The sequence below is a fragment of the Pseudomonas neuropathica genome, assembly GCF_015461835.1.
Taxonomy (GTDB): Bacteria; Pseudomonadota; Gammaproteobacteria; order Pseudomonadales; family Pseudomonadaceae; genus Aquipseudomonas; species Aquipseudomonas neuropathica.
In genome coordinates this window covers 331,034-354,164 of sequence record NZ_JACOPX010000004.1, presented here as the reverse complement: position 1 = coordinate 354,164, position 23,131 = coordinate 331,034, and the positions used below count along the sequence as shown (strand labels likewise).

At 56.2% G+C, this 23,131-nt stretch carries 25 protein-coding genes; 15 read left to right on the top strand and 10 right to left on the bottom strand.

The genetic code is table 11. The annotated features are described in order from the left end of the window. Window positions 1-5: 5 nt before the first annotated feature. The 4 genes from kdsA (at window position 6) to ispD (ending at window position 3,452) form a co-directional block, all read left to right on the top strand. On the top strand, window positions 6-851 hold the full coding sequence (gene kdsA / locus H8F23_RS07555) for a 3-deoxy-8-phosphooctulonate synthase (RefSeq protein ID WP_016985082.1): 846 nt from the start codon (window positions 6-8) through the stop codon (window positions 849-851). Between the two features lie 157 nt (window positions 852-1,008). After that, window positions 1,009-2,298 carry a phosphopyruvate hydratase gene (gene eno, locus H8F23_RS07550; protein WP_093436567.1) on the top strand — a complete coding sequence of 430 codons (1,290 nt, stop codon included), beginning with the start codon at window positions 1,009-1,011 and terminating at the stop codon, window positions 2,296-2,298. A 171-nt stretch (window positions 2,299-2,469) separates the two neighbouring features. Next, entirely contained in the window at window positions 2,470-2,748 is a 279-nt protein-coding gene (gene ftsB / locus H8F23_RS07545; protein ID WP_007908838.1) for a cell division protein FtsB, read from the top strand. Then, window positions 2,745-3,452, top strand: a complete 708-nt coding sequence (gene ispD, locus H8F23_RS07540; RefSeq protein ID WP_194933927.1) for a 2-C-methyl-D-erythritol 4-phosphate cytidylyltransferase — start codon at window positions 2,745-2,747, stop codon at window positions 3,450-3,452. The genes ftsB and ispD overlap by 4 nt, the downstream gene beginning before the upstream one ends. Before the next feature lie 87 nt (window positions 3,453-3,539). Here the strand turns inward: ispD and H8F23_RS07535 are convergent, their stop codons facing one another. Then, window positions 3,540-4,436, bottom strand: a complete 897-nt coding sequence (locus tag H8F23_RS07535; protein ID WP_194933926.1) for a LysR substrate-binding domain-containing protein — start codon at window positions 4,434-4,436, stop codon at window positions 3,540-3,542. 116 nt (window positions 4,437-4,552) lie between these two features. Here H8F23_RS07535 and H8F23_RS07530 point away from each other — a divergent pair, with 116 nt between their 5' ends. From H8F23_RS07530 to rpoS, 8 genes are all read left to right on the top strand, one after another. Further along, window positions 4,553-5,665 (top strand): S-(hydroxymethyl)glutathione dehydrogenase/class III alcohol dehydrogenase, encoded by a 1,113-nt coding sequence (locus H8F23_RS07530; protein WP_093436558.1) that lies wholly within the window; start codon window positions 4,553-4,555, stop codon window positions 5,663-5,665. 94 nt (window positions 5,666-5,759) lie between these two features. Then, entirely contained in the window at window positions 5,760-6,605 is an 846-nt protein-coding gene (gene fghA, locus H8F23_RS07525) for an S-formylglutathione hydrolase (protein WP_093436555.1), read from the top strand. A gap of 43 nt (window positions 6,606-6,648) precedes the next feature. Next, window positions 6,649-7,122, top strand: coding sequence for a 2-C-methyl-D-erythritol 2,4-cyclodiphosphate synthase (gene ispF, locus H8F23_RS07520; protein WP_034149878.1), 474 nt, complete (start codon window positions 6,649-6,651; stop codon window positions 7,120-7,122). Continuing rightward, a complete protein-coding gene (gene truD / locus H8F23_RS07515) occupies window positions 7,119-8,177 on the top strand; it encodes a tRNA pseudouridine(13) synthase TruD (protein WP_194933925.1) in 1,059 nt (352 codons plus the stop codon). The genes ispF and truD overlap by 4 nt, the downstream gene beginning before the upstream one ends. Further along, on the top strand, window positions 8,165-8,914 hold the full coding sequence (gene surE, locus H8F23_RS07510; RefSeq protein WP_007908831.1) for a 5'/3'-nucleotidase SurE: 750 nt from the start codon (window positions 8,165-8,167) through the stop codon (window positions 8,912-8,914). The genes truD and surE overlap by 13 nt, the downstream gene beginning before the upstream one ends. A 41-nt stretch (window positions 8,915-8,955) precedes the next feature. Next, complete coding sequence (locus H8F23_RS07505; RefSeq protein WP_171057346.1) at window positions 8,956-9,591, top strand: protein-L-isoaspartate(D-aspartate) O-methyltransferase; 636 nt, start codon at window positions 8,956-8,958, stop codon at window positions 9,589-9,591. Window positions 9,592-9,803: 212 nt separating this feature from the next. Further along, complete coding sequence (locus tag H8F23_RS07500; protein ID WP_093436549.1) at window positions 9,804-10,673, top strand: peptidoglycan DD-metalloendopeptidase family protein; 870 nt, start codon at window positions 9,804-9,806, stop codon at window positions 10,671-10,673. A gap of 106 nt (window positions 10,674-10,779) precedes the next feature. Beyond that, window positions 10,780-11,790 (top strand): RNA polymerase sigma factor RpoS, encoded by a 1,011-nt coding sequence (gene rpoS / locus H8F23_RS07495; protein WP_038357938.1) that lies wholly within the window; start codon window positions 10,780-10,782, stop codon window positions 11,788-11,790. 510 nt (window positions 11,791-12,300) lie between these two features. On the opposite strand, the gene fdxA is transcribed toward rpoS, so the two are convergent. Together fdxA and mutS are read right to left on the bottom strand one after the other, a co-directional pair. Then, complete coding sequence (fdxA, locus tag H8F23_RS07490) at window positions 12,301-12,624, bottom strand: ferredoxin FdxA (protein ID WP_007908827.1); 324 nt, start codon at window positions 12,622-12,624, stop codon at window positions 12,301-12,303. A 163-nt stretch (window positions 12,625-12,787) separates the two neighbouring features. Further along, window positions 12,788-15,358: a DNA mismatch repair protein MutS gene (gene mutS / locus H8F23_RS07485; RefSeq protein ID WP_194933949.1), complete on the bottom strand. Its 2,571-nt coding sequence runs from the start codon at window positions 15,356-15,358 to the stop codon at window positions 12,788-12,790. A 350-nt stretch (window positions 15,359-15,708) separates the two neighbouring features. Here mutS and H8F23_RS07480 point away from each other — a divergent pair, with 350 nt between their 5' ends. The 3 genes from H8F23_RS07480 to H8F23_RS07470 all read left to right on the top strand — a co-directional run bounded on the left by H8F23_RS07480 (window position 15,709) and on the right by H8F23_RS07470 (window position 19,126). Next, window positions 15,709-16,491, top strand: coding sequence for a tetratricopeptide repeat protein (locus H8F23_RS07480; RefSeq protein WP_194933924.1), 783 nt, complete (start codon window positions 15,709-15,711; stop codon window positions 16,489-16,491). A gap of 13 nt (window positions 16,492-16,504) precedes the next feature. Beyond that, window positions 16,505-16,912 carry a hypothetical protein gene (locus H8F23_RS07475; RefSeq protein WP_194933923.1) on the top strand — a complete coding sequence of 136 codons (408 nt, stop codon included), beginning with the start codon at window positions 16,505-16,507 and terminating at the stop codon, window positions 16,910-16,912. Window positions 16,913-17,872: 960 nt separating this feature from the next. Continuing rightward, window positions 17,873-19,126 (top strand): PIN-like domain-containing protein, encoded by a 1,254-nt coding sequence (locus H8F23_RS07470; RefSeq protein WP_194933922.1) that lies wholly within the window; start codon window positions 17,873-17,875, stop codon window positions 19,124-19,126. A gap of 51 nt (window positions 19,127-19,177) precedes the next feature. Here H8F23_RS07470 and H8F23_RS07465 read toward each other — a convergent pair whose 3' ends face one another. From H8F23_RS07465 to H8F23_RS07435, 7 genes are all read right to left on the bottom strand, one after another. Further along, window positions 19,178-20,410, bottom strand: coding sequence for an Arm DNA-binding domain-containing protein (locus H8F23_RS07465; RefSeq protein ID WP_194933921.1), 1,233 nt, complete (start codon window positions 20,408-20,410; stop codon window positions 19,178-19,180). A gap of 160 nt (window positions 20,411-20,570) precedes the next feature. Next, window positions 20,571-20,858 carry a hypothetical protein gene (locus H8F23_RS07460; protein ID WP_194933920.1) on the bottom strand — a complete coding sequence of 96 codons (288 nt, stop codon included), beginning with the start codon at window positions 20,856-20,858 and terminating at the stop codon, window positions 20,571-20,573. Then, window positions 20,855-21,214 carry a hypothetical protein gene (locus tag H8F23_RS07455; protein WP_228759140.1) on the bottom strand — a complete coding sequence of 120 codons (360 nt, stop codon included), beginning with the start codon at window positions 21,212-21,214 and terminating at the stop codon, window positions 20,855-20,857. Before H8F23_RS07455 ends, H8F23_RS07460 begins: the two co-directional genes overlap by 4 nt. Next, window positions 21,211-21,678, bottom strand: a complete 468-nt coding sequence (locus H8F23_RS07450; protein WP_194933919.1) for a FliH/SctL family protein — start codon at window positions 21,676-21,678, stop codon at window positions 21,211-21,213. The genes H8F23_RS07455 and H8F23_RS07450 overlap by 4 nt, the downstream gene beginning before the upstream one ends. Window positions 21,679-21,735: 57 nt before the next feature. Next, window positions 21,736-22,053, bottom strand: coding sequence for a pyocin activator PrtN family protein (locus H8F23_RS07445; protein WP_083366740.1), 318 nt, complete (start codon window positions 22,051-22,053; stop codon window positions 21,736-21,738). 158 nt (window positions 22,054-22,211) lie between these two features. Next, window positions 22,212-22,496 (bottom strand): phage antirepressor KilAC domain-containing protein, encoded by a 285-nt coding sequence (locus H8F23_RS07440; RefSeq protein WP_194933918.1) that lies wholly within the window; start codon window positions 22,494-22,496, stop codon window positions 22,212-22,214. A gap of 10 nt (window positions 22,497-22,506) precedes the next feature. Beyond that, a complete protein-coding gene (locus tag H8F23_RS07435) occupies window positions 22,507-23,097 on the bottom strand; it encodes a hypothetical protein (protein WP_194933917.1) in 591 nt (196 codons plus the stop codon). Between the last annotated feature and the right edge of the window lie 34 nt (window positions 23,098-23,131).

Below are 23,131 nucleotides of genomic sequence, written 5' to 3'. Positions count from 1 at the left end.
CCCCGATGGCACAGAAGATCATCCGCGTCGGCGACATCGAAATTGCCAACGACAAACCCATGGTGCTGTTCGGCGGCATGAACGTGCTGGAAAGCCGTGACATGGCCATGCAGGTTTGCGAAGAGTACGTAAAGGTCACCGAAAAACTCGGTATCCCTTACGTGTTCAAGGCCAGTTTCGACAAGGCTAACCGTTCTTCTGTGACCTCTTATCGTGGTCCTGGCCTGGAAGAGGGCATGCGCATCTTCCAGGACATCAAACAAGCCTTTGGCGTGCCGATCATCACCGACGTCCACGAGCCTGATCAGGCCGCGGTCGTCGCTGAGGTCTGCGACATCATTCAACTGCCGGCCTTCCTGTCGCGCCAGACCGATCTGGTCGTCGCGATGGCCAAGACCAATGCAGTGATCAACATCAAGAAAGCCCAGTTCCTCGCGCCTCAGGAAATGAAACACATCCTGAACAAGTGCGTGGAAGCGGGTAACGATCAATTGATCCTCTGCGAGCGTGGTTCGAGCTTCGGCTACAACAACCTCGTGGTCGACATGCTCGGCTTCGGCATCATGAAGCAGTTCGAGTACCCGGTATTCTTCGACGTGACCCACGCGCTGCAAATGCCGGGTGGTCGTGCCGACTCCGCCGGCGGCCGTCGTGCCCAGGTTCTGGATCTGGCCAAGGCCGGCATGAGCCAGTCGCTGGCGGGTCTGTTCCTCGAAGCGCACCCGGATCCGGACAATGCCAAATGCGACGGCCCTTGCGCCTTGCGTCTGGACAAACTGGAGCCATTCCTGGCCCAGCTCAAGGCTTTGGACGAACTGGTGAAGAGTTTTCCGACGGTAGAAACCGCGTAAACCTCAATTCTCCGGTAAAGTACCGCACGATTTGTCGCTCATGCCCTCGGGTGTGAGCGTTATCGTCTGCAAGCCTGCCCGCTGCACACCCCTTGCCGACGGTAAAAAGATTTCCTCTAGCTGCGTCGTTTTCGTCAACTTTGGAGTGTTTACAACAATGGCAAAAATCGTCGACATCAAAGGTCGTGAAGTTCTCGACTCCCGTGGCAATCCCACCGTGGAAGCGGACGTGCTTCTCGACAACGGCATCATCGGCAGCGCTTGCGCGCCGTCCGGTGCATCCACTGGCTCGCGTGAAGCACTCGAGCTGCGTGATGGCGACAAGAGCCGTTACCTGGGCAAGGGCGTGCTCAAAGCGGTAGCCAACATCAACGGTCCGATCCGCGATCTGCTGCTGGGCACCGACCCAAGCGACCAGAAAGCCCTGGATCACGCGATGATCAAGCTAGACGGTACCGAAAACAAAGCGACACTGGGCGCCAACGCCATCCTCGCCGTGTCTCTGGCTGCGGCCAAGGCTGCTGCGCAGGACCAGGACCTGCCGCTGTACGCACACATCGCTAACCTCAACGGTACTCCGGGTGTCTACTCGATGCCGGTGCCGATGATGAACATCATCAACGGTGGCGAGCACGCTGATAACAACGTCGACATCCAGGAATTCATGGTACAGCCGGTTGGCGCCAAGTCTTTCTCGGAAGGTCTGCGCATGGGCACCGAGATTTTCCATCACCTCAAAGCTGTGCTGAAGGCCCGTGGCCTGAGCACTGCCGTTGGCGACGAAGGCGGTTTCGCACCGAACCTGGCGTCCAACGAAGACGCGCTGAAAGTGATCTCGGAAGCTGTGGCCAATGCCGGTTACAAGCTGGGCACCGACGTGACCCTGGCCCTGGACTGCGCGGCCAGCGAATTCTACGAAGACGGCAAGTACAACCTGTCCGGCGAAGGTCAGGTGTTCACCGCTGAAGGTTTCGCCGATTACCTCAAAGGCCTGACCGAACGTTATCCGATCATCTCGATCGAAGACGGTCTGGACGAGTCCGATTGGGCTGGCTGGAAGATCCTCACCGACAAGATCGGCGAGAAGACTCAGCTGGTGGGCGACGACTTGTTCGTAACCAACACCAAGATCCTGAAAGAAGGCATCGATAAAAAGATCGCCAACTCGATCCTGATCAAGTTCAACCAGATCGGCACCCTGACCGAAACCCTGGAAGCCATCCAGATGGCCAAGGCTGCCGGTTACACTGCAGTGATCTCGCACCGTTCGGGCGAAACCGAAGATTCGACCATTGCCGACCTGGCTGTGGGCACCTCGGCTGGCCAGATCAAGACCGGTTCCCTGTGCCGTTCCGACCGCGTTTCCAAGTACAACCAACTGCTGCGTATCGAAGAGCAGTTGAATGGCAAGGCCAAGTACAACGGTCGCAGCGAGTTCCGCGGCTAAGTACAAATCGATGGAAGGACACCGGATTGTGTCGAAAAAGTCGTGACAGCGATGGATTTGCCACTAATCTGATGCCTTAACAGCACAAGCCTGGGTCTTCCAGGCTTCGTGCTATCAGATGCTTCAAAGTTTTGGCGTGGCTGTCTTTTTTCACTGGATACCTGATATTCGATGCGCAGTCCTTACTGGTTGTTTCTCGTTTTGCTCTTGCTACTGGCCGGTCTGCAGTACCGCCTGTGGGTGGGCAATGGCAGTCTGGCGCAGGTCGCCGAGCTGAATCAGCAGATTGCTGATCAACACGCCGAGAACGAAGGTTTGCTGGAGCGCAACCGTGTGATGGACGCTGAAGTCAGCGAGTTGAAAAAGGGCATGGAGACCGTTGAAGAGCGGGCTCGTCACGAACTGGGCATGGTCAAGGACGGCGAAACCCTTTACCAGTTGGCCCAATGATCAATTCCCTGCCGGCCTTCTGGGCCGTGATTCCTGCTGCGGGCATCGGTGCCCGAATGGCCGCGGACCGTCCCAAGCAATACTTGCAACTGGGCGGACGCACAATTCTCGAACACAGCCTCGGCTGTTTCCTCGATCACCCAAGCCTCAAGGGCCTGGTGGTCAGTCTTGCTGTTGATGATCCTTATTGGCCGAACCTGGCGTGCGCTGGCGACTCGCGTATTCAGCGCGTCGAAGGCGGCGCCGAGCGTTCCAGTTCGGTGCTCAATGCCTTGCTGCATTTGCATGCGCAGGGTGCCGATGATGAGGATTGGGTGCTGGTGCACGATGCGGCACGACCGAATCTGAGTCGCGAAGATCTCGACAAGTTACTGGATGAACTGGCGGACGATCCGGTCGGCGGCCTGCTCGCCGTCCCGGCGCGCGACACCTTGAAGCGAGTCGACAAGTACGGTCGAGTGCTGGAAACCGTCGATCGCAGCGTGATCTGGCAGGCGTATACGCCGCAGATGTTTCGCCTCGGCGCGTTGCATCGGGCGTTGGCGGACAGTCTGGTGGCGGATGCTGTGATCACTGATGAAGCTTCGGCGATGGAGTGGGCGGGGCTTAAGCCTCGTCTGATTGAAGGGCGGGCGGATAACCTTAAGGTGACCCGGCCGGAAGATCTTGAATGGTTGCGCCAGCGTTGGGCGAATCGCCGCTAAAAGATCAAAAGATCGCAGCCTTCGGCAGCTCCTACATGGGTTCGCATGCCTTTGTAGGAGCTGCCGAAGGCTGCGATCTTTTGCTTTTCAACCTCGATATTCCGGCCGCTCAGCCAATCCTTCCTTGAGAAAGTCCACCAACTTGCGCACCTTCGGCGACAAATGCCGCTGTTGCGGGTATAGCGCCCACACTGCCGTATTTGGCGGCTGATGCGCCTCCAGCAACGAAATTAGCGCGCCGCTGTGCAAATGCTCCAGCACGTAATAATCGGGCAACTGACACAACCCCACCCCCTGTAACGCCGCATCCAACACCGCTTGCCCGCTGTTGCAGCGCCAGTTGCCCTGCACGCGCTGGGAAAACTCCCGCCCGTTTTGCTCAAGCTGCCAGATGTCCGAGCTGCCAATCAGGCAATTGTGCCGACTCAATTCCGACAGGCTATGTGGGCGACCGTACCGCTCGACGTAGGACGGTGATGCGCACAGATACATTCGCCGTGGCGCCAGGCGTGTCGCGACCAATCGCGAGTCCTGCAAACGACCCAGGCGAATCGCCAGATCCAGCCCTTCATGCACCAGATCGAGCTGGCGATTGCTCAACTCGATATCGATGCGCAACTGCGGATAAAGGCCCATAAATCGCGTCACCAGCGGCACGATAAAACGCTCGCCGTAAGCCACGGCGCAGGTCATGCGCAGCATGCCTTTCGGTTCGCTGGTCAGATCGCCGACGGCGCGCAAGGCTTCTTCGCGGCCATCCTGCAAGCGTTGGCAATGTTGCAGGAAGGTCTGCCCGGCCTCGGTCAGCGTCACCCGGCGTGTGCTGCGATAGAGCAGGCGCGTCTGAAGTCTTTCTTCCAGCCGTACGATTTGTCGACTGATGTGCGAGGACGAAACCCCAAGGCGTTCGGCGGCGGCGGTGAACTGGCTGCATTCGGCAACGGCGACAAACTCGTCAATGCCTTCCCAGCGGCTTTCGGACATCGGGATTATCCCTGTATGGCAATAATGTTTTGCTTTTGTCCTGATTATTCATCAGTTGGCGTTGAACTACACTGGCCGTCTGGTTTTTTATTCATTGGATTCACTGGAGAGTCAGCATGATCAAGTCGCGCGCCGCCGTTGCCTTCGAGGCCAAGAAGCCGCTGGAAATCGTAGAAGTCGATGTCGCCATGCCCAAGGCCGGTGAAGTGTTGCTGCGCGTGGTGGCTTCCGGGGTTTGCCACACGGATGCCTACACCCTGTCCGGTGCAGACCCGGAAGGCATCTTCCCGTCGATCCTCGGCCACGAAGGCGGCGCCATCGTCGAAGCGATCGGCGAAGGCGTGACCTCGGTTGCAGTGGGCGATCACGTCATTCCGCTGTACACCCCGGAATGTGGCCAGTGCAAATTCTGCAAGTCGGGCAAGACCAACCTGTGTCAGGCGATTCGCGCGACTCAGGGCAAGGGTTTGATGCCGGACGGCACTTCGCGTTTTTCCTACAAGGGCGAAACCATTTTCCACTACATGGGTACTTCGACATTCTCGGAATACACCGTGTTACCGGAAATCTCCGTGGCCAGGATCTCCAAAGATGCGCCGCTGGAAAAGGTTTGCCTGCTGGGCTGCGGCGTCACCACCGGTATCGGTGCGGTGCTCAACACTGCCAAGGTCAAACCCGGTGACACCGTGGCCATCTTCGGTCTGGGCGGCATTGGTTTGTCCGCAGTCATTGGCGCGGTGAAAGCCAAGGCTGCGCGAATCATCGCCATCGACATCAACCCGGCCAAGTTCGAGATCGCCAAACAACTCGGCGCTACCGACTGCGTAAACCCGAAAGATTTCGATCGTCCGATTCAGGAAGTGATTGTTGACATGACCGATGGCGGCGTCGACTTCTCCTTCGAATGCATCGGCAACGTGCAACTGATGCGCGCCGCCCTTGAGTGCTGCCACAAAGGTTGGGGCGAGTCGGTGATCATCGGTGTGGCCGGTGCCGGCCAGGAAATCGCAACCCGTCCATTCCAGCTGGTGACTGGTCGCGTCTGGCGCGGTTCGGCGTTCGGCGGCGTGCGTGGCCGTACCGAATTGCCAAGCTATGTCGACATGGCCCAGAGCGGCGAGATTCCGCTGGATACTTTCATCACCCACACCATGGGCCTGGAAGACATCAACAAGGCCTTCGACCTGATGCACGAAGGCAAGAGCATCCGTACCGTCATTCATTTCTAAAAGCAGCGCCAAGTACAAGCTTCAAGCTGCAAGCAAAGGCGCTTTTGCCCTTTCTTGGAGCTCGAAGCTTGCCACTTGCAGCTGGGAGAATCCCATGAGTCTGGAAAACATCTCCTGTCAGAAGAGTTTCGGCGGTTGGCACAAGCGTTATCGCCATCGCTCAGACGTGCTCGGTTGCGACATGGTGTTCGCCGTGTACCTGCCACCGCAGGCGGAGCAGGGCGGCAAGTTGCCGGTGCTGTACTGGTTGTCCGGCCTGACCTGCACCGACGAGAATTTCATGCAAAAGGCCGGCGCGATGCGCATGGCTGCCGAACTGGGTCTGATCATCGTTGCGCCGGACACCAGCCCCCGTGGGCCGGATGTGCCGGGTGATCCGGATGGCGCGTGGGATTTCGGCCTCGGTGCCGGTTTCTATCTGAATGCCACGCAGGAACCTTGGTCGCGCCACTATCGGATGCATGACTATGTCGTGCATGAGTTGCCTGCACTGGTCGAAGCGCATTTCCCCGCCTCGGACAAACGCAGCATCAGCGGTCACTCCATGGGCGGTCACGGTGCGCTGGTCTGTGCGCTGCGTAACCCGGGACGCTATCAATCGGTGTCGGCGTTCTCGCCAATCAACAACCCGATGGATTGTCCGTGGGGCCAGAAAGCCTTTTCGCGCTACCTGGGCGAAGACCGTTCCAAATGGAAAGAGTGGGATGCCTGCGCACTGATTGCCGAGGCGGATGAAAAACTGCCGCTGCTGGTCGATCAAGGGGATCGCGATGACTTCCTCGCCACCCAGCTCAAACCCGAAGCTCTGCAACAAGCGGCAAAACAAGCGGGTCATCCGCTGACATTGCGCCTGCAACCGGGCTACGACCACAGCTATTTCTTCATCTCAAGCTTCATAGACGACCACTTGCAGCATCACGCACAAGCCCTTCGGGACTAATGCAGGTAGAATCACGCCCTGACAAAAATCGGGGCGTTTTTTTATGCGTATTGGCCACGGCTATGATGTGCACCGTTTCGCTGAAGGCGATTTCATTACTCTGGGCGGCGTGCGCATCGCACACAGCTTCGGGCTGCTCGCTCATTCCGACGGTGACGTCCTGCTGCACGCCTTGAGCGATGCCTTGCTCGGCGCCGCTGCGCTGGGTGATATCGGCAAGCATTTCCCGGACACCGACCCGCAATTCAAGGGCGCCGACAGCCGTGCGCTGCTGCGTCATGTGGTCGCGCTGATCCATGCCAAAGGCTGGAAAGTCGGCAATGTCGACAACACTATCGTTGCCCAGGCACCGAAAATGGCCCCGCATATCGAATCGATGCGCGCGCTGATCGCGGCGGATCTTCAAGTTGAGTTGGATCAAGTGAACGTGAAAGCTACCACCACCGAAAAGCTCGGCTTTGTCGGTCGCGAAGAAGGTATCGCCGTGCACTCCGTTGCCTTGTTGCTGCGCGCATGAACGAACTGCAATTGCTCGGCCCGCGGGCCTATGGTGAACCCCTCGGCACTGCGGTACTGAAAGCCATCGCTGAAGACTTTCAGGTCGATGAAGTCCTCGATATTCCGTTCAGCGGCGATGGCGAACATCTGTGGATCTGGGTCGAAAAACGCGGCCTGAACACTGAAGAAGCCGCGCGGCGTATCGCCAAGGCTGCCGGCGTGCCGTTGCGCACCGTCAGCTATGCCGGCCTCAAGGATCGTCAGGCGCTGACTCGCCAGTGGTTCAGCGTGCAATTGCCGGGCAAGGCCGATCCGGATCTGTCAGCGGCGGAAAATGACACGCTGAAGATTCTCAAGACCACTCGTCACAAACGCAAATTGCAACGCGGTGCGCATTCGGCCAACGGTTTCACCTTGCGTTTGACTCAGTTCGATGGCGATAAAGCGGCGATTGACCAGCGCCTGCAGCTGATAGCCCAACAAGGCATCCCCAATTATTTCGGCGCCCAGCGTTTCGGCCACGACGGCGGCAACGTCGTTGATGCGCGTTCGTGGGCGGCGCGCAAGGCCTTGCCGGAACAACGCAATGTGCGTTCGCGCCTGCTCTCGACGGCGCGCAGTTTTCTCTTCAACAAGGTGCTCGCCGCACGAGTGGCCGATGGCACCTGGCAAAAAGCCCAGGTCGGCGACCTGCTCGCGTTCACCGACAGCCGCAGTTTTTTCCCGGCCGGTGAAGCCGAGTGCAGCGACCCGCGTCTGGCGATTCTTGACCTGCATCCGACGGGCCCGCAGTGGGGCGAGGGTGACTCGCCGACCGCAGGCGCTGTCCATGATCTGGAGCAGGGGATTGCTGCCGGTGAAGCAGAGCTGCGCGATTGGTTGATCAACGCCGGTATGAGCCACGAACGTCGCATCCTGCGGCTGCCCATTGGCGGGTTGACGTGGCATTATCCCCAGCCTGACATTCTGCAACTGGAATTCGTCCTCCCGGCCGGATGCTTCGCCACCGTATTGGTGCGCGAACTCGTTGATCTGGTGCCGGTGGGGCAGACGGACAGCCCATGCGTATTCTGATTTCTAACGACGATGGGGTAACCGCACCCGGTCTCGCCGCGCTTTATGCTGCGCTGGCGGATTACACCGAGTGCGTGGTTATCGCCCCGGAGCAGGACAAAAGCGGCGCCAGCAGTTCGCTGACGCTCGACCGTCCGCTGCACCCGCAATACCTGGCCAACGGCTTTATCAGCCTCAACGGCACTCCGACCGACTGCGTGCACCTGGGCCTAAACGGCTTGCTGGAGCGCGAGGCGGACATGGTGGTTTCCGGGATCAACCTCGGCGCCAATCTTGGCGATGACGTGCTGTATTCCGGGACAGTGGCGGCCGCCCTTGAGGGACGTTTTCTCGAACGTCCGTCGTTCGCTTTTTCACTGGTCTCGCGGCAGGTGGATAATCTGCCGACGGCGGCTTACTTTGCGCGCAAACTGGTCGAGGCCCATGCCGGGCTTGATCTGCCACCGCGCACGGTGCTCAACGTGAACATTCCCAATCTGCCGATCGACCATATTCGCGGTATTCAATTGACCCGCCTCGGCCATCGCGCCCGTGCAGCGGCGCCGATGAAAGTGGTCGATCCGCGTGGCAAGGCCGGTTACTGGATTGCTGCAGCCGGCGACGCCGAAGACGGCGGCCCGGGCACGGACTTCCATGCGGTGATGCAGGGCTACGTTTCCATCACCCCGTTGCAGCTCGATCGCACCTTCAATGATGCGTTCAGAAGCCTCGATGGCTGGCTGGAGGGACTGCGCTGATGGCCCGTGAACATGAAGACAGGCTGCGCAGCGGGATCGGCATGACCTCTCAGCGGACCCGCGAGCGGCTGATCCAGCGACTGTACGAAGAGGGCGTGTCCAACGCCAAGGTGCTGGAAGTGATCCGGCGTACGCCGCGTCACCTGTTCGTCGATGAAGCGCTGGCACACCGTGCTTATGAAGACACGGCGCTGCCGATCGGCAATAACCAGACGATTTCCCAGCCTTATATGGTGGCGCGCATGAGCGAGCTGCTGCTGGAGGCGGGCCCACTGGATAAGGTGCTGGAGATCGGCACCGGTTCCGGTTACCAGACGGCGGTGTTGTCACAACTGGTTGAGCGGGTGTTCTCGGTTGAGCGCATCAAGGTACTGCAGGATCGCGCCAAGGAACGTTTGGTTGAACTGAACCTGCGCAACGTGGTGTTCCGCTGGGGCGATGGTTGGGAAGGGTGGCCGGCGCTGGCACCTTATAACGGCATTATCGTCACCGCCGTTGCCACTGATGTACCGCAAGCCTTGCTTGATCAACTGGCTCCGGGCGGACGCATGGTGATTCCGGTAGGCTCCGGGGAAGTGCAGCAATTGTTGCTGATCGTGCGTGAGGAAAACGGCTTTTCCCGGCATGTTCTCGGGGCTGTCCGTTTTGTGCCGTTGCTCAATGGGCCACTGGCCTGAGCATTTGTTTACGCGCGCTGAATTCCTTTCGTTCGCCTGTGTCTTACTCGGGCAACGATGGTTTAAACGCAGCAGATTGTCAGCTGGCAAACGTGTGCGTGAAGCCATTTCGCTTCATTAAAGGTAAAGCCGATCCGGCCCGTTATACTTGCGACACCTCATGCCGACATCCGGCATTCCACATTTTTCAGCCACCACAAAGGGAGCGGCGGGTGAGTCTCACAGTCATTGCGCAGCGTATGGGTAACACGAGCTTTCAGCGCCTGGTGACTGGCCTTGTCTTGAGCACCTTGCTGGTCGGTTGCTCCAGCACCAAATCGAGCAATGTGCGGGTGGTCGATCGCAATAACGCGGTGGCCCAGCGTCCTACGGTGACGACCGGACAGTATGTAGTCCGTCCGGGCGATACGATGTTTTCGATCGCGTTTCGTTACGGCTGGGACTACAAAGCCCTCGCGGCCCGGAACAATATTCCTACGCCGTATACGATCCATCCGGGTCAGACGATTCGCTTCGACGGCCGCACCGGTTCAACGCCGACGGCGGTGGTGAGCAACAGCAGTTCTTCACCTTCTTCGTCGAGTAAAACCACGGTAATCCGGCGCCAGGCAAATGGCACCACGACCACTACAACCACCGGTTCTACGGGGGCTGTACCGTCCGTCGCCAACAAGCAAGCGCCCGCGCCGTTGCCTCCGGCAGGCCCAGCCCCGACCGGCTGGGGATGGCCATCTAATGGCATTCTGATTGGAAAATTCTCTTCAAACGGTAGTTTGAATAAAGGAATTGATATCGCCGGAGATTTGGGACAGCCTGTTTTAGCTGCGTCTGATGGGACGGTGGTATACGCCGGGAGTGGCTTAAGGGGCTACGGCGAATTAGTCATCATCAAACACAGCGAAACCTACGTCAGTGCCTACGGACATAACCGCAGGCTGTTGGTTCGGGAGGGACAGCAGGTCAAGGTCGGACAGACAATTGCCGAAATGGGGTCAACGGGTACAGACCGGGTGAAACTGCATTTTGAGATTCGCCGCCAAGGTAAACCTGTAGATCCGCTGCAGTTCCTGCCAAGACGTTGATTTGTAAGCCAGCCTGTTCCGTCGCGTAGAGGGGACAGGCTCCAGCGCTGCCAAGGATAAAGGCGTCGCTTGAGCTTGGGGTCGAACTCACCAAAGGACTATAACAATGGCTCTCAGTAAAGAAGTGCCGGAGTTTGACATCGACGATGAGGTTCTCCTTATGGAGACCGGCATCGATTCGGAATCTTCGATGTCGAATGATGAAGGGGCTGCTCCACCTTCCGTTCGTTCCAAATCCAAACACTCCGCTTCACTTAAACAACATAAGTACATCGACTACACGCGTGCACTTGATGCCACGCAGTTGTATCTCAACGAAATCGGCTTTTCCCCACTGCTCTCTCCGGAAGAAGAAGTTCATTTTGCGCGACTGTCGCAAAGTGGCGATCCGGCCGGGCGCAAGCGCATGATTGAAAGTAACCTGCGGCTGGTGGTCAAAATCGCCCGGCGTTACGTCAATCGGGGGCTGTCGCTGCTGGATCTGATCGAAGAGGGCAACCTCGGATTGATCCGGGCGGTGGAAAAGTTCGATCCCGAGCGCGGCTTCCGCTTCTCGACCTATGCGACCTGGTGGATTCGTCAGACCATCGAGCGCGCGATCATGAATCAGACCCGGACCATCCGGTTGCCGATCCATGTGGTCAAGGAGCTCAACGTGTACCTGCGGGCTGCACGGGAGCTGACACAAAAGCTCGACCACGAACCTTCACCCGAAGAAATCGCCAACCTGCTGGAAAAACCGGTGGGCGAGGTCAAGCGCATGCTTGGCCTGAACGAGCGGGTTTCTTCTGTCGACGTCTCGCTGGGTCCGGATTCGGATAAAACCCTGCTGGACACCCTTACCGACGATCGTCCGACCGATCCTTGTGAATTGCTGCAGGATGACGACCTGTCGCAGAGCATCGATCAATGGCTGTCGGAGTTGACCGACAAGCAGCGCGAGGTGGTTGTACGCCGCTTCGGTCTGCGCGGCCACGAGAGCAGCACGCTGGAAGATGTAGGCCTGGAGATCGGCCTGACCCGGGAACGGGTGCGGCAGATCCAGGTAGAAGGCCTCAAGCGCCTTCGTGAAATCCTCGAGAAGAATGGCCTGTCGAGCGAGTCGCTGTTCCAGTAAGCGCCTCACACGCTCGCCCGCAAGAAGCCCCGACTGGTTCGGGGTTTTTTGTTAGCCTCGATTTGCTGGGCATTCCGCCGCTCTTTTTCATTGTCGGACGTACGGTTGGCATTTCCATCCTTTGTAGTCTCGCGGTGTAAGCCTTGGCTTACTCTCTCGTAAGTGTTCCCTATTTTTACAAGACGGCAGACGTCGATTGCGGCCATCGTCTCAATCTAACTTATTGTTTTATATGTTTATTTTTTAACATTAAGTGCTTATGACAATTTTTTTCGGCACCCACAGCCGATTGCTCTTGTCAGGGAACTCTCTAGTATCGGGGCTGTGTCGACGGACAGACACGCCCTTCAAGGAAGAGGGGAACGGACATCGCAGGACGCGATTCATCAGGACGATGAAAAGGAATACAGGGAATAGGGAAAAATGTGGGCGGGTCATACCGCCCCTTTTTTCGCCTGCAGAAAAGTAAAAAGGCCCGCGAGGGGCCTTTTCGTTCGAGCGCGGGGCTGATCAGCGTTCGAGGTCTTTGATCTTGCCTTTGACGCCATCCCACTCTTCGGCATCTGGCAGCGATTCTTTCTTCTCGGTGATGTTCGGCCAGATTTCAGCCAGCTCAACGTTGAGTTGAATGAACTCCTGCATCTCTTCCGGAACTTCGTCCTCGGAGAAAATGGCTACGGCCGGGCATTCCGGTTCGCACAGGGCGCAGTCGATGCACTCATCCGGGTGAATCACCAGGAAGTTCGGGCCTTCGTAAAAGCAGTCCACCGGACACACTTCTACGCAGTCGGTGTACTTGCACTTGATGCAGTTGTCGGTGACGACGAAGGTCATTTCTAATTTTCTCCTCAGGCGGCGGCAGCGTTGCCCCTTCACGGTTGGGGTCGCCAGGTTCGGGAGCGATACCTGCTGGCCAGGCTATTAGCCAGCAGCATCCCAAACCGCGCGAGATTCTAACAGCTTGAAGCCGTTTGCGTTATATCCGCTTCTTCAGTGCTTATATCCGGTTCTTCAGTGCATAGAGCATTTCGAGAGCTCGGCGCGGGGTCAGGTCATCCAGATCCAGTTTAGCCAGCTCATCGAGAACCGGGTGTGGCAGGCTGGCGAACATGTCGCTTTGCTGCGGCGTTACCGGTTTGCCTTTGGCTGCAGGTTTCGGCGCTTCATGCGGCAAAGCGGTTTCTTCCAGTCGGCTCAAGTGCTCGCGGGCACGCACGATGACTTCACTTGGCACACCAGCCAGTTGCGCCACCGCCAGACCGTAGCTCTGGCTGGCAGGTCCCGGCAGCACGTGGTGCAGGAAGACGATGCGTTCGTTATGCTCGGTCGCATTGAGGTGGACGTTGGCCACCAGTGGCTCGGCTTCCGGCAACACAGTCAGTTCGAAGTAGTGGGTGGCAAATAGCGTGTACGCGCGCAGATGCGCCAAGCGCTCGGCCGCCGCCCATGCCAGCGATAGACCGTCGAAGGTGCTGGTGCCGCGCCCGACTTCGTCCATCAGCACCAGGCTGCGCTCGGTAGCGTTGTGCAAGATGTTGGCGGTTTCGCTCATTTCGACCATGAAGGTCGAACGGCCACCGGCCAGGTCATCGCTGGAACCGATTCGAGTGAAGATGCGGTCGACCAGCGACAGTTCGCAACTGGCTGCCGGCACGAAGCTGCCGATGTGAGCGAGCAACACGATCAATGCGGTTTGGCGCATGTAGGTGGATTTACCACCCATGTTCGGGCCGGTGATCACCAGCATGCGCGTGTTGTCATCGAGGCTCAGGTCGTTGGCCACGAATGGGGTGGTCAGCACTTGCTCGACCACCGGGTGACGACCCTGGGAGATGCGCATGCACGGCTCGCTGACGAAGCGCGGGCAGTTCAGATCAAGATTCAGCGCACGCTCGGCGAGGTTGCTCAATACGTCCAATTCGGCCAGCGCGCCGGCGGTGTCCTGCAAAGGTGGCAACTGGCTGATCAGGTCTTCCAGCAGCGCCTCGTACAGCATCTTCTCGCGCGCAAGGGCACGGCTCTTGGCGGAGAGGGCCTTGTCTTCGAACTCTTTCAATTCCGGCGTAATGAAGCGCTCGGCACCCTTCAGCGTCTGGCGCCGGATATAGTCCGCCGGGGCCGATTCGGCCTGCTTGCTCGGCAACTCGATGAAGTAGCCGTGAATACGGTTGTAGCCGACTTTGAGGTGGCTCAGGCCGGTGCGGGCCTTTTCCCGAGCTTCCAGGTCGATGAGAAACTGGCCGGCGTTTTCGCTCAGCGATTGCAGCTCGTCGAGTTCGCTGTCATAGCCGGTTTTCAACACACCGCCGTCACGGATCACCGCTGGCGGGTTGTCGATGATGGCTTTTTCCAGCAATGCCGCCAGTTCCGGATAAGTGCTGGTGATCGTCGCCAAACCTTGCAGGTGCGGCGCTTCCAGATCGGTCATCGCCATTTGCAGTTCAGGCAGTGCGCCGAGCGCGTCACGCAGGCGCGCGAGGTCACGAGGGCGGGCATTACGAAGGCCGATCCGCGCGAGGATCCGCTCAATGTCGCCAATTTCTTTGAGCTGCGGTTGCAGCTTTTCGAAGCGATAGCGATCAAGCAGGCATGTTATCGAGGTCTGGCGCGCCAGCAACACGGTCAAGTCGCGCAACGGACGGTTCAACCAACGGGTCAGCAAGCGGCTGCCCATGGCGGTCTGGCAGCGATCGACCACCGATTGCAGGGTGTTGTCGCGACCACCGGCCAGGTTGGTGTCGAGTTCGAGGTTGCGGCGGCTTGCGCCGTCGAGTACCACGGTGTCGTCGAGACGTTCATGGCGCAGGCTGCGCAGGTGGGGCAGGGCGGTGCGCTGGGTTTCTTTGGCGTAGGCCAACAGGCAACCGGCCGCGCCGATGGCCAGGGTCAGGTTCTCGCAGCCGAAGCCTTTGAGGTCCTGAGTGGAAAACTGTTGGCAAAGACTTTTCAGCGCCGAGTCACGCTCGAAATCCCACGGTGCGCGGCGACTGACACCACGGCGTTTTTCCGCTGGCAGGTCTCTCGGCCAGTCATCCGGAATCAGCAACTCAACCGGGTTGATCCGCTCCAGTTCCGCCAGCAGGTTTTCCCAGCCTTTGATTTCCGACACGCTGAAGTTGCCGCTGGTGATGTCCAGCACGGCAAGGCCGAACAGACGTTCGTCACCCAGCAGGGCTGCAATCAGGTTGTCGCGGCGTTCATCCAGCAGTGCCTCATCGCTGACCGTCCCCGGCGTGAGGATACGCACCACCTGACGTTCCACCGGGCCTTTGCTGGTGGCCGGGTCGCCGACTTGCTCGCAAATCACCACGGACTCGCCAAGCTTGACCAGTTTTGCCAGATAGCCTTCCGCCGCGTGATACGGAATCCCGCACATCGGAATCGCCTGTCCCGCCGACTGTCCGCGCGCGGTCAGGGTGATGTCGAGCAACTTGGCCGCCTTCTTCGCGTCTTCGTAGAAGATCTCGTAGAAGTCGCCCATGCGGTAGAACATCAGCTGGTCCGGGTGCTGATTCTTCAGGCGCCAGTATTGCTGCATCATCGGAGTGTGGGAGGACAGATCTGAAATAGCTTTATTCATCAGTAGGTTAGCGTTAATCGTAAGGATAGGTGGGGCAGAAATGGGGCAAATTACAAAACAGCCTGATATTTATTTTCGAATGGTGCTGTTCTTTTATTGTCCCAGTCACTAGCATGAGTTGAACGAGGTTAACACGATGAGAAAATGTCGTCCTCGGGAGCTATGGAGAAGGGGTGTTTCGTCGGACTATGTTGCTTGATGCCAATCTGCTACGTAGACTTCCGCCCCCAAGGCGAGAACGCTTACCTATGTAAGGATAGGTAAGCGTTTTTGCGGTCCGCCATGCACGGTAGAGATCGCGAAAATTATGGCAAGGAAAGCCGTTCAAAGGAGGGTTTATGCCCGTTCCCCAGCTTGCGACCGCAGGCATCACAGATAGGATCCAGGCCCTCAGCGACCAGGAAACCAAACGTCCTTTTGACGTTAAGTCTATCGAGCGTGATATCGAGCGTCTGAAAGCTATTAGCGCTGCCGAAGCTTTTATGCTCTCCGGTATGCTTAAAGCAGCACTTGGCGAATATGATGCTTCTAAGGAGCTTCATCTTAAAAACCTGCGCTTATCCATGGATGAGGTCGGGTTGGTTAACTACGGCATCTCATTGAGAATGCTCGGTAGGTACACCGAGGCTAAAGTTTATTTTCTTAAAGCTTTAGAAAGATCGCCAGGCTCTCCAGAAATACTCGAAAAAATTGTACATACGAGCACTTTTGTTTGTGACTACGAAGATCTTGAAAAGATTGTCGCGGGTTTTGCGAGAGCAAATCCAACTTTTGTCATAGAGGATATGCCTTGTATGGCCACTGCACGATCTGTTATCAGCCATCTGGGAGAGATGAATATCTCTTTGTCTGAATATAAGTTGGTTGGTACATTTGTTGAGCAGGCAATGATTGAGTTTGGGCTTGTTGCAAGCTTTATGCATGAGAAGCTCAGTAACTTCGACGGCGTTAAGCATATTTATATTGAAGTTCCTTTACCTGTGAAGGATGCAGCGCAGTTAGTTGCAATCAATGATCGTGTTGCTGAGTTAGTGCTCGGTTGTGACGATATTTTAAGCTGGGATAGATTGGTAGTGAACTTCATTGATCGTCGTTCGGTCCTATCTTCCGCGGTAGCGTAAAAGGATTTGCGGTATGCCAGTCAGTTATGAAGATATTAGCAATGTAGCGTTGACCTTACTGAATGCGGTGCCCGGTACAGAGGCTGAGCGACGTAGTGCTGTATCGCGTGCGTATTACGGTTTGTATCATGTCTCTCTCGAGTATGCTGATACGATAAGTGTGCCTCCAGTTTCTGATGTAAGAGGGCCAGTTCACGCCACCCTCGGGGCGTACTATCAAAATCATATGCACGCTGATAAACAGGTCAGAATGCATTTGAAACAGATTGGATGGTCCCTGAAGAGTCTGCATGAGTTGCGTTGTAAATCAGATTATCATCTGGATGCTACTGTCACTCATATTGATGCTGAAGCGGTATACCTTCGCTGTGCGTCTAAAATTGCGTTGGTACAGCAACTTATTTCCTCAAAGGCGGCATGAAAAAAAAGGAGCTTCGGCTCCTTTTTCTATTTTTCGCACCTGTTATCAGGGGCTTCAGTTAGACATCAATTTCGAAATTCCTTTCCAGATATGGATGTTCTCAATATTTGAGGCGTTGTCCATCCATTTCGCATAGACAACCACGAGCATAGTGAAGTCTTTGTGTCCCATCCGTTTCGCAATGAACGCCAAATTTCCGCGCGCAGTCATTCACTGGCATGCATATGTATGTCTGGACTGATTGGGTCGACGTGGGCGTATCTCAGCGCTCCTGTATGGCGGCCCATTTGGTATTCCATGACGGTGGGACGTAACAGTGATTGATTATTTTCTTTCTAGCCTGCGTGGTCGGAGACGGCAATGGCGTCCCATTTCCTCCCTGCTCTCATGCTGATTCATATAGATCTCGATCCTACTCGGCTCATAGTTGGCAACCAACCTATAAGGGTTTTGCACGCATCGAGGGCTGGAGGCATTAAAAACACGGTGCGAAGCTTTCCGGTCTTGGGTAGTTTGAAGGTGCCACCTGCAGTGATCGCCCTGGTTATGTGCTGCTGTCCGGGTTCGAGGTCAATATCCTCCACTGCAAGCCCGCATAGTTCTCCGGGCCGAAAGCCTTAGTACTCGGCGAGTGTGATCGCAGCCGAATCCTGAACGTGTAAACAGCCCTTATTTATTCACTGGTCGAACTCTGCCTTCGTCAGGGGACCTGGTTCACGACCGATCATTGCAAAACGTGTGGGAGGACAGGTCTGAAATTGTTCTATTCATCAGCGGCTTAGCGAGCTTTGTGAAAATATCTAGGGTAAAAAAGGGGCGAATTTTATTTTCTGCCAAGGGTTTTTGTGCGTTGCTTCGATTGGGAAAGACTACAACGAACCGATGTTGAAGATTTCGCGAGAGTCAAGGCCGGTGCCATACTGTCCATTAGCCATTTTTGGGACGGGTCGAGGGATCGTTATGAGAAGTTTATTTCCAGGGCAGTTCGCAAATGAACCTGAGAAATTGAAAGGGCTATGGGAGGGCGGGATCATTGCTCTCGACGCAAATGTTTTACTGGACCTATATAGATATTCAGACTCAACACGTGCTGCGCTAATCAATGTGCTTGAGTTGCTGAAAGACCGGATTTGGGTTTCTAATCAGGTTGCCAAAGAGTACTTTTCAAATAGACTGAAGTTGATAGGCGATCAGGCTAAGTTGTACGATGGGGCTATAGCTGATTTAGTTAAGCTGAAATCTGGTTTTGAAAACCAAAAGCAACATCCATTTATTGGTGCTCAAGCACTTGAGGGGTTTGTGGATTCATTCTGTAAGGTGGTTGATGAGTTAAAAGTGAATAAAGAGATTCATGATCGACGCATCTACGAGGATGATATAAAGGATAAGCTGGCTGACTTGTTCGAAGGGCGTGTGGGTGAAGGGTATGAGGTCGAAAGGCTTGAAGATATTGTCACAGAAGGAATCGCTCGTTACCAACAGAAAATACCGCCAGGATTTAAGGACGCTGCCAAAGGGGGAGATGGAGTTACACTGAGTGACCGTTGCGCACCATATGGTGATTATATTGGATGGTTGCAGCTCATTGAGAAGTCGAAAGAAGAGGGGGTAGGTGTTATTTATGTGACGGGGGATGTTAAGGAGGACTGGTGGCTAAAACAAAGCGGGAAAACCGTCGGACCATTGCCTGAGCTAATAGAAGAGTTTATTCTTAAAACATCTAATTCCTTTTATATGTATCAGCCTGATCGATTTCTTGAATATGCCAATGGGTTTCTTCACCAAGAAGCCTCGCCTGAAGCAGTTGAGGAGATTAGAGAAACTCGGTTGGAAGAGACTATATCAAATTCTGTCGCGGAATCCTTCGTCAATAAGTCAATTAATCGGACTATTTCACGGGCGCTAAACAATTTGTATCGCGGTGATGATGCTGGGGGCGTTCCTGAAGAGCCCTCTTTTTATCACGGTTTAACTGAGTCGGAATGCAAGGCATATATCGCAAATTTATCTTTTAGACGAGATCTCGCAAAGTCAAGTTTGGATAGGCGCTATCGTGATTTGGATTTGATAAATTTGGGCGGAGATGTGGGTAGGGACGTGTCAGAGGCTGACGTTTTTGAAGAGGTACGAAGCATTGAGCAGAATATCAAGGTTTTAAACAGCAGGCTCGCTATTGCTAATAATTATCTGGCAGCTCTTATTGAAGAACAATAGAGACTGTTGCGAGGCAACCGCCCAAGTTTTTGGGCGGTTTCGGTGTTTATCTCATCGTAGGTTGTTCCAAATGCGGGACAGCTCATCCGGTGACTCATCATCCATCCATCGAGCGTAAACATCGACTAGCATAGTGAAGTCTTTGTGCCCCATTTGCTTTGCGATGAATGCAAGGTTTCCGCGAGCCGTGAGGCACCAACATGCATAGGTATGTCGTGTCTGGTAAGGCCGGCGTGGTCGGGTACCGGCACGTTTTTGAATGGCTGCCCATTTGGTGTTCCAGGATGTAGGAACAAACCAATGATTGATGATTTTCTTTCGGGCTTGTGATGATGGTGATAATAGGGAAGTGACCGTTTCCATCCGGCTCTCATACCGATTCATATAGATTTCGATTGTCCTAGGTTCATGCTTCGCAACGAGACCGATAAGGGTTTTACACGCGTCGAGGGCTGGTGGCATCAAAAACACGGTGCGAGGCTTGCCAGTTTTGGGGACTTTGAATGTGCCGTCTGCAGTGATCGCACGGGTTATGTGTAGCTGCCCGGAGACCAGGTCTATATCCTCCACTGCCAGCCCGCATAATTCCCCGGGCCGAAGACCGGTGTAAACGGCGAGTGTGATCGCAGCTGAATCCTGAATGTGTAAACAGCCTTTATTTATCAACTGGTCGAACTCTGCTTTCGTCAGTGGATCTGGTTCACGTCCGATCATTGCAAAACGGACGCAAGCCGCCGCCAACCCCTCACGACAATATCTGTTGTCTTCACACCACGCTAAGAAGCCTGCGAAAGTAGCCAAGTAATGGTTAGCCGTCGACGGCGCCCTGGTGGCGATCAGTTGAGTCCGCAGTCGCTGGATATCTTCGGGTAACAGGATGCCCGCCAATCGGTCGGAGCCGAGCAGTTCGGCGCAGATGTCCAATGCATAGCCGTATTTTTCTTCGGTCATCGGGGTTATGTCGACTGCCTTCAGCGGTTTGTAACGTTCCATCAGCGCCCCGATCCGCTCGTCTTTTACCACGGTGTAATTGGTCGCGTTCTTTGAGTTTGGGAAGTGGCGACCGTATTCAAAATGTCCCGTCTTGATCTCGTGAAGAATTGCCGCCCTGAGTAGGGCGGCGTGCTTGATGTTGGATTTAGTTACAGGTAAGCCAAGGGTCTCGCGGCAACGAATTCGCCGCCACATGAACACGACGCGAATGCTTCCGCCGTGTATTTCAATTCCTTTGTGTTTAGCCAGCTCCGCTTCTAGGCCGCTTGCTGAGGTGCGCTCTCGGCCCACTTGTCATACTCCGTCATGTTGATTGCGATTCGGCCGTCTGGTGTTTTGCGCCAAACTCGCCCTTGTGCCCAGGTACCGTTCTTCACTTTGTGGCGAATCGCGTCTTCGCTATAGCCAGTCAATTCAGAGGCACGATTAATCATCACCCAGCGCGGTAGGCTCATATTTCGTCCTCCCCGTTTGATTTGCTGCGGCTGAGCCCGAGACAACGATTACGCTCCCTCATAATGCAGATTGCCTTTTCTAACGCCTCCTCGCGGGCAAGTACTTTTTCGTGACGTGTTGTGAGGAATTCGAGTTCTTCTTTAAGGATCAGCTCTCGCCTATGAGCGGCATCGCGTTGTTCAATTGAATTCCCGTAAGAGGAGGTGACGAAGCATTCTTTGTCACGTAACGCATCCAGTAGAGCTGGTGGAGGAGCGTAGAAAACAATTGATACTTCGCTCATGCGGCCTCCAGTGAGGGACGCTTATACCCCTCTGCAAGCTGCGCGGGCGGGCGATTCTGAGCGTTTAGCGTGGCATTGGGGGGCGCTGCCTCGCGCAGCTTTTTGTGGGGTATAAGCGCCTCGGTGGTGCTGCTGGAAGGTGGAATAATGCCTGCTGCTGCGCAGCAGAGACTGTTTGTTTCTACTGTGTCGACGCTGGTTTCCTTGCGGAGCAAAGCGGTCGTGGTTTGGGTGTCGTGCTGGTCCATTTGCATGCCGCTTTCCTCCGAAATTTGAGTGCGCGTTGGTGCATCAATCGCTGATGGGGCGTTAGCCGGGGTGCGGTGGGTGCTGGATTGGGGACGGATTTCGCTCATGCGGCGTTTTCCTGCTCGGCCGGTTTCAGCAGAGCAGCCATGGCTAGCGCCTGGTCACGGAGGACGCCGGTATCGCGTTCCAGCTTTTTGCCGGTGCGAAAGGCGCTGAATGTTTCAGATGCGATCCGGAGTTTCTCGGCGATTTCCAGTAGGGTCAGTCGTTCCTGTTCGCCAAGTTTTGAGGCAGCCAAGGCGCGCTCGTAGTGGGTGTAGAGTTTCTTGCGTTGGTCGTGCGCCTGATCAAGGGTGTGCTGCAGGTTGCGGATTTCTTCCGCGCTATCAGCGCTCTGGCTCGCTTGACCGTCCCGAAACCCAACACAGCCGCCAACGTCATAGCCCTCGCTGTAGCCCTCTGAATGTCCCTCGGCTCGGCCGCTGCTGAAGCCGTGCCGGTAGGCGAGCCAATAAACGCCGACGATCATGATGGCGATTACTATCAGGGCGTAAATTTGAACTGTGGTCATGTGGTGTGCTCCTGGGGAAGTCTTCGGCTGGTGGTGGCAGCCATTCGGTTTTGGGTGTTACTCGTTGGTGTCGTCCTGCTGTCGCTGCATGTCTTCGTCGGCCTTGTAGGCGCGGATGTCGATTAGGGAAGCGACGTGGCGGATGTGTGCGTACTTCGGTGCCTTGCGGCTGGTGTCCAGCGTTGTGATGGGGAGCTGGATTCGGCCGCTGCTGATCTCGGCCACGAACGATTGCTCGTTGAGGTTGCGGAAATACTGCTCGCGCACTTTGTCGAGCGGGATCAGGACGTCGCCGAAGATGCGGTAAAGCAATTCGACGGTGGCTGATTCCGGCGCCGGGTGCAGGCGTAGCGGGTTTTGTGCTGTGTTACTCATGGCTTTGTTGGGCCTCCTTGCGTTGTTTTCTGGCCGGGTGGTTCCAGGCGTTCAGGCAATGCGTTCTGGTCAGCTCGCGCAGATGTTCGGGCACTTCGAGGAGCGCGGCGTTGCGCTCCTCTCGTGTCCGCATGGCGATGATCTGGCGGGCGTATTCCCTAGGCCACGTCACGGTTGTCTGCCGGGATGGCAGGTAGGTCGATGTTCAACTGGTCGGCCAGCCAGCGGATGCCGGGTTGTTTTACCCGGGTCGATTGGCTGTACTGCATGCCGAGCTGGTCGTGGTACCACTGGCCGTCCTTGATGCGCAGGTAGTCGCGATCACGGTTGGGGTAGGCCGGCAGGTTTCGCTCGTTGAGCAGACCTTTTTCCCGCATGCGTGCGATCAGCTTGGGCCGGGTCAGGCCGAGGTGGGTTGCGGCTTGGGCGAGGGTGCGTTCCATGGTCTGCCCCTCATGCCGCGTGCGCGGCTGGAGTTGCCGCTGCAGCAAGGTGGTTGATGGACTCGCTGACCTTGACGTAGATCTCGGCATCGCTGCCGTACACGGTGAAGCACCGGGTGTGCGGGCTTTTGTTACCGATGCTCAGGATGGTGGTGACACCTGTTCGAGATTGAGTGCGGTGCAGCGCGACAATTAGCGGGTAGTCAAAGCCCATGTCGAGGTTCAGCACGCCGCCGGTGCGCACCAGCTCGAACACCTGCTGCTTATCCGATGCCTCAAAGCGGCCGTATTCGCGGCTGGCGTGAGGGCGGTGCAGCAGGTCGCCGGTATTGCTCGCATCGAACGGGCCGTTGGCGATCTCTTCGATGAAGTCGGCCAGCTTGAGATGCATCTTCTTTTCGTTCGGCAGGGTCAGCGTATGGCGTTCGTTGCCCAGCTCCACGACGAACGTGCTTTCCGTAATGCCACGTTCAGCTTTGAGGCGAAACGCTAGGCACTCTCGCTTTGGCGCAGCCCGGAGTACATGGCTGAAAGTTTCGGTCAGGTTGACCTGGGCGTTGAGCAACTGAAGGGTACGGTTGTCGATTTTGAACTTGATCATGCCGCGTGCCCTCCGCCTTTCGGATTGAATGGGG

What these genes read in the sequence shown, in the direction of transcription:
- surE (WP_007908831.1), top strand. Translation starts at nt 8,165, where the DNA reads ATGCGTATTCTGATTTCTAACGACGATGGGGTAACCGCACCCGGTCTC.
- H8F23_RS07435 (WP_194933917.1), bottom strand. Translation starts at nt 23,097, where the DNA reads ATGATCAAGTTCAAAATCGACAACCGTACCCTTCAGTTGCTCAACGCC.
- H8F23_RS07535 (WP_194933926.1), bottom strand. Translation starts at nt 4,436, where the DNA reads ATGTCCGAAAGCCGCTGGGAAGGCATTGACGAGTTTGTCGCCGTTGCC.
- ispF (WP_034149878.1), top strand. Translation starts at nt 6,649, where the DNA reads ATGCGTATTGGCCACGGCTATGATGTGCACCGTTTCGCTGAAGGCGAT.
- fghA (WP_093436555.1), top strand. Translation starts at nt 5,760, where the DNA reads ATGAGTCTGGAAAACATCTCCTGTCAGAAGAGTTTCGGCGGTTGGCAC.
- ftsB (WP_007908838.1), top strand. Translation starts at nt 2,470, where the DNA reads ATGCGCAGTCCTTACTGGTTGTTTCTCGTTTTGCTCTTGCTACTGGCC.
- H8F23_RS07445 (WP_083366740.1), bottom strand. Translation starts at nt 22,053, where the DNA reads ATGAGTAACACAGCACAAAACCCGCTACGCCTGCACCCGGCGCCGGAA.
- H8F23_RS07460 (WP_194933920.1), bottom strand. Translation starts at nt 20,858, where the DNA reads ATGAGCGAAGTATCAATTGTTTTCTACGCTCCTCCACCAGCTCTACTG.
- rpoS (WP_038357938.1), top strand. Translation starts at nt 10,780, where the DNA reads ATGGCTCTCAGTAAAGAAGTGCCGGAGTTTGACATCGACGATGAGGTT.
- eno (WP_093436567.1), top strand. Translation starts at nt 1,009, where the DNA reads ATGGCAAAAATCGTCGACATCAAAGGTCGTGAAGTTCTCGACTCCCGT.
- H8F23_RS07440 (WP_194933918.1), bottom strand. Translation starts at nt 22,496, where the DNA reads ATGGAACGCACCCTCGCCCAAGCCGCAACCCACCTCGGCCTGACCCGG.
- ispD (WP_194933927.1), top strand. Translation starts at nt 2,745, where the DNA reads ATGATCAATTCCCTGCCGGCCTTCTGGGCCGTGATTCCTGCTGCGGGC.
- H8F23_RS07470 (WP_194933922.1), top strand. Translation starts at nt 17,873, where the DNA reads ATGAGAAGTTTATTTCCAGGGCAGTTCGCAAATGAACCTGAGAAATTG.
- H8F23_RS07450 (WP_194933919.1), bottom strand. Translation starts at nt 21,678, where the DNA reads ATGACCACAGTTCAAATTTACGCCCTGATAGTAATCGCCATCATGATC.
- H8F23_RS07475 (WP_194933923.1), top strand. Translation starts at nt 16,505, where the DNA reads ATGCCAGTCAGTTATGAAGATATTAGCAATGTAGCGTTGACCTTACTG.
- H8F23_RS07505 (WP_171057346.1), top strand. Translation starts at nt 8,956, where the DNA reads ATGACCTCTCAGCGGACCCGCGAGCGGCTGATCCAGCGACTGTACGAA.
- H8F23_RS07480 (WP_194933924.1), top strand. Translation starts at nt 15,709, where the DNA reads ATGCCCGTTCCCCAGCTTGCGACCGCAGGCATCACAGATAGGATCCAG.
- truD (WP_194933925.1), top strand. Translation starts at nt 7,119, where the DNA reads ATGAACGAACTGCAATTGCTCGGCCCGCGGGCCTATGGTGAACCCCTC.
- H8F23_RS07455 (WP_228759140.1), bottom strand. Translation starts at nt 21,214, where the DNA reads ATGAGCGAAATCCGTCCCCAATCCAGCACCCACCGCACCCCGGCTAAC.
- kdsA (WP_016985082.1), top strand. Translation starts at nt 6, where the DNA reads ATGGCACAGAAGATCATCCGCGTCGGCGACATCGAAATTGCCAACGAC.
- fdxA (WP_007908827.1), bottom strand. Translation starts at nt 12,624, where the DNA reads ATGACCTTCGTCGTCACCGACAACTGCATCAAGTGCAAGTACACCGAC.
- H8F23_RS07530 (WP_093436558.1), top strand. Translation starts at nt 4,553, where the DNA reads ATGATCAAGTCGCGCGCCGCCGTTGCCTTCGAGGCCAAGAAGCCGCTG.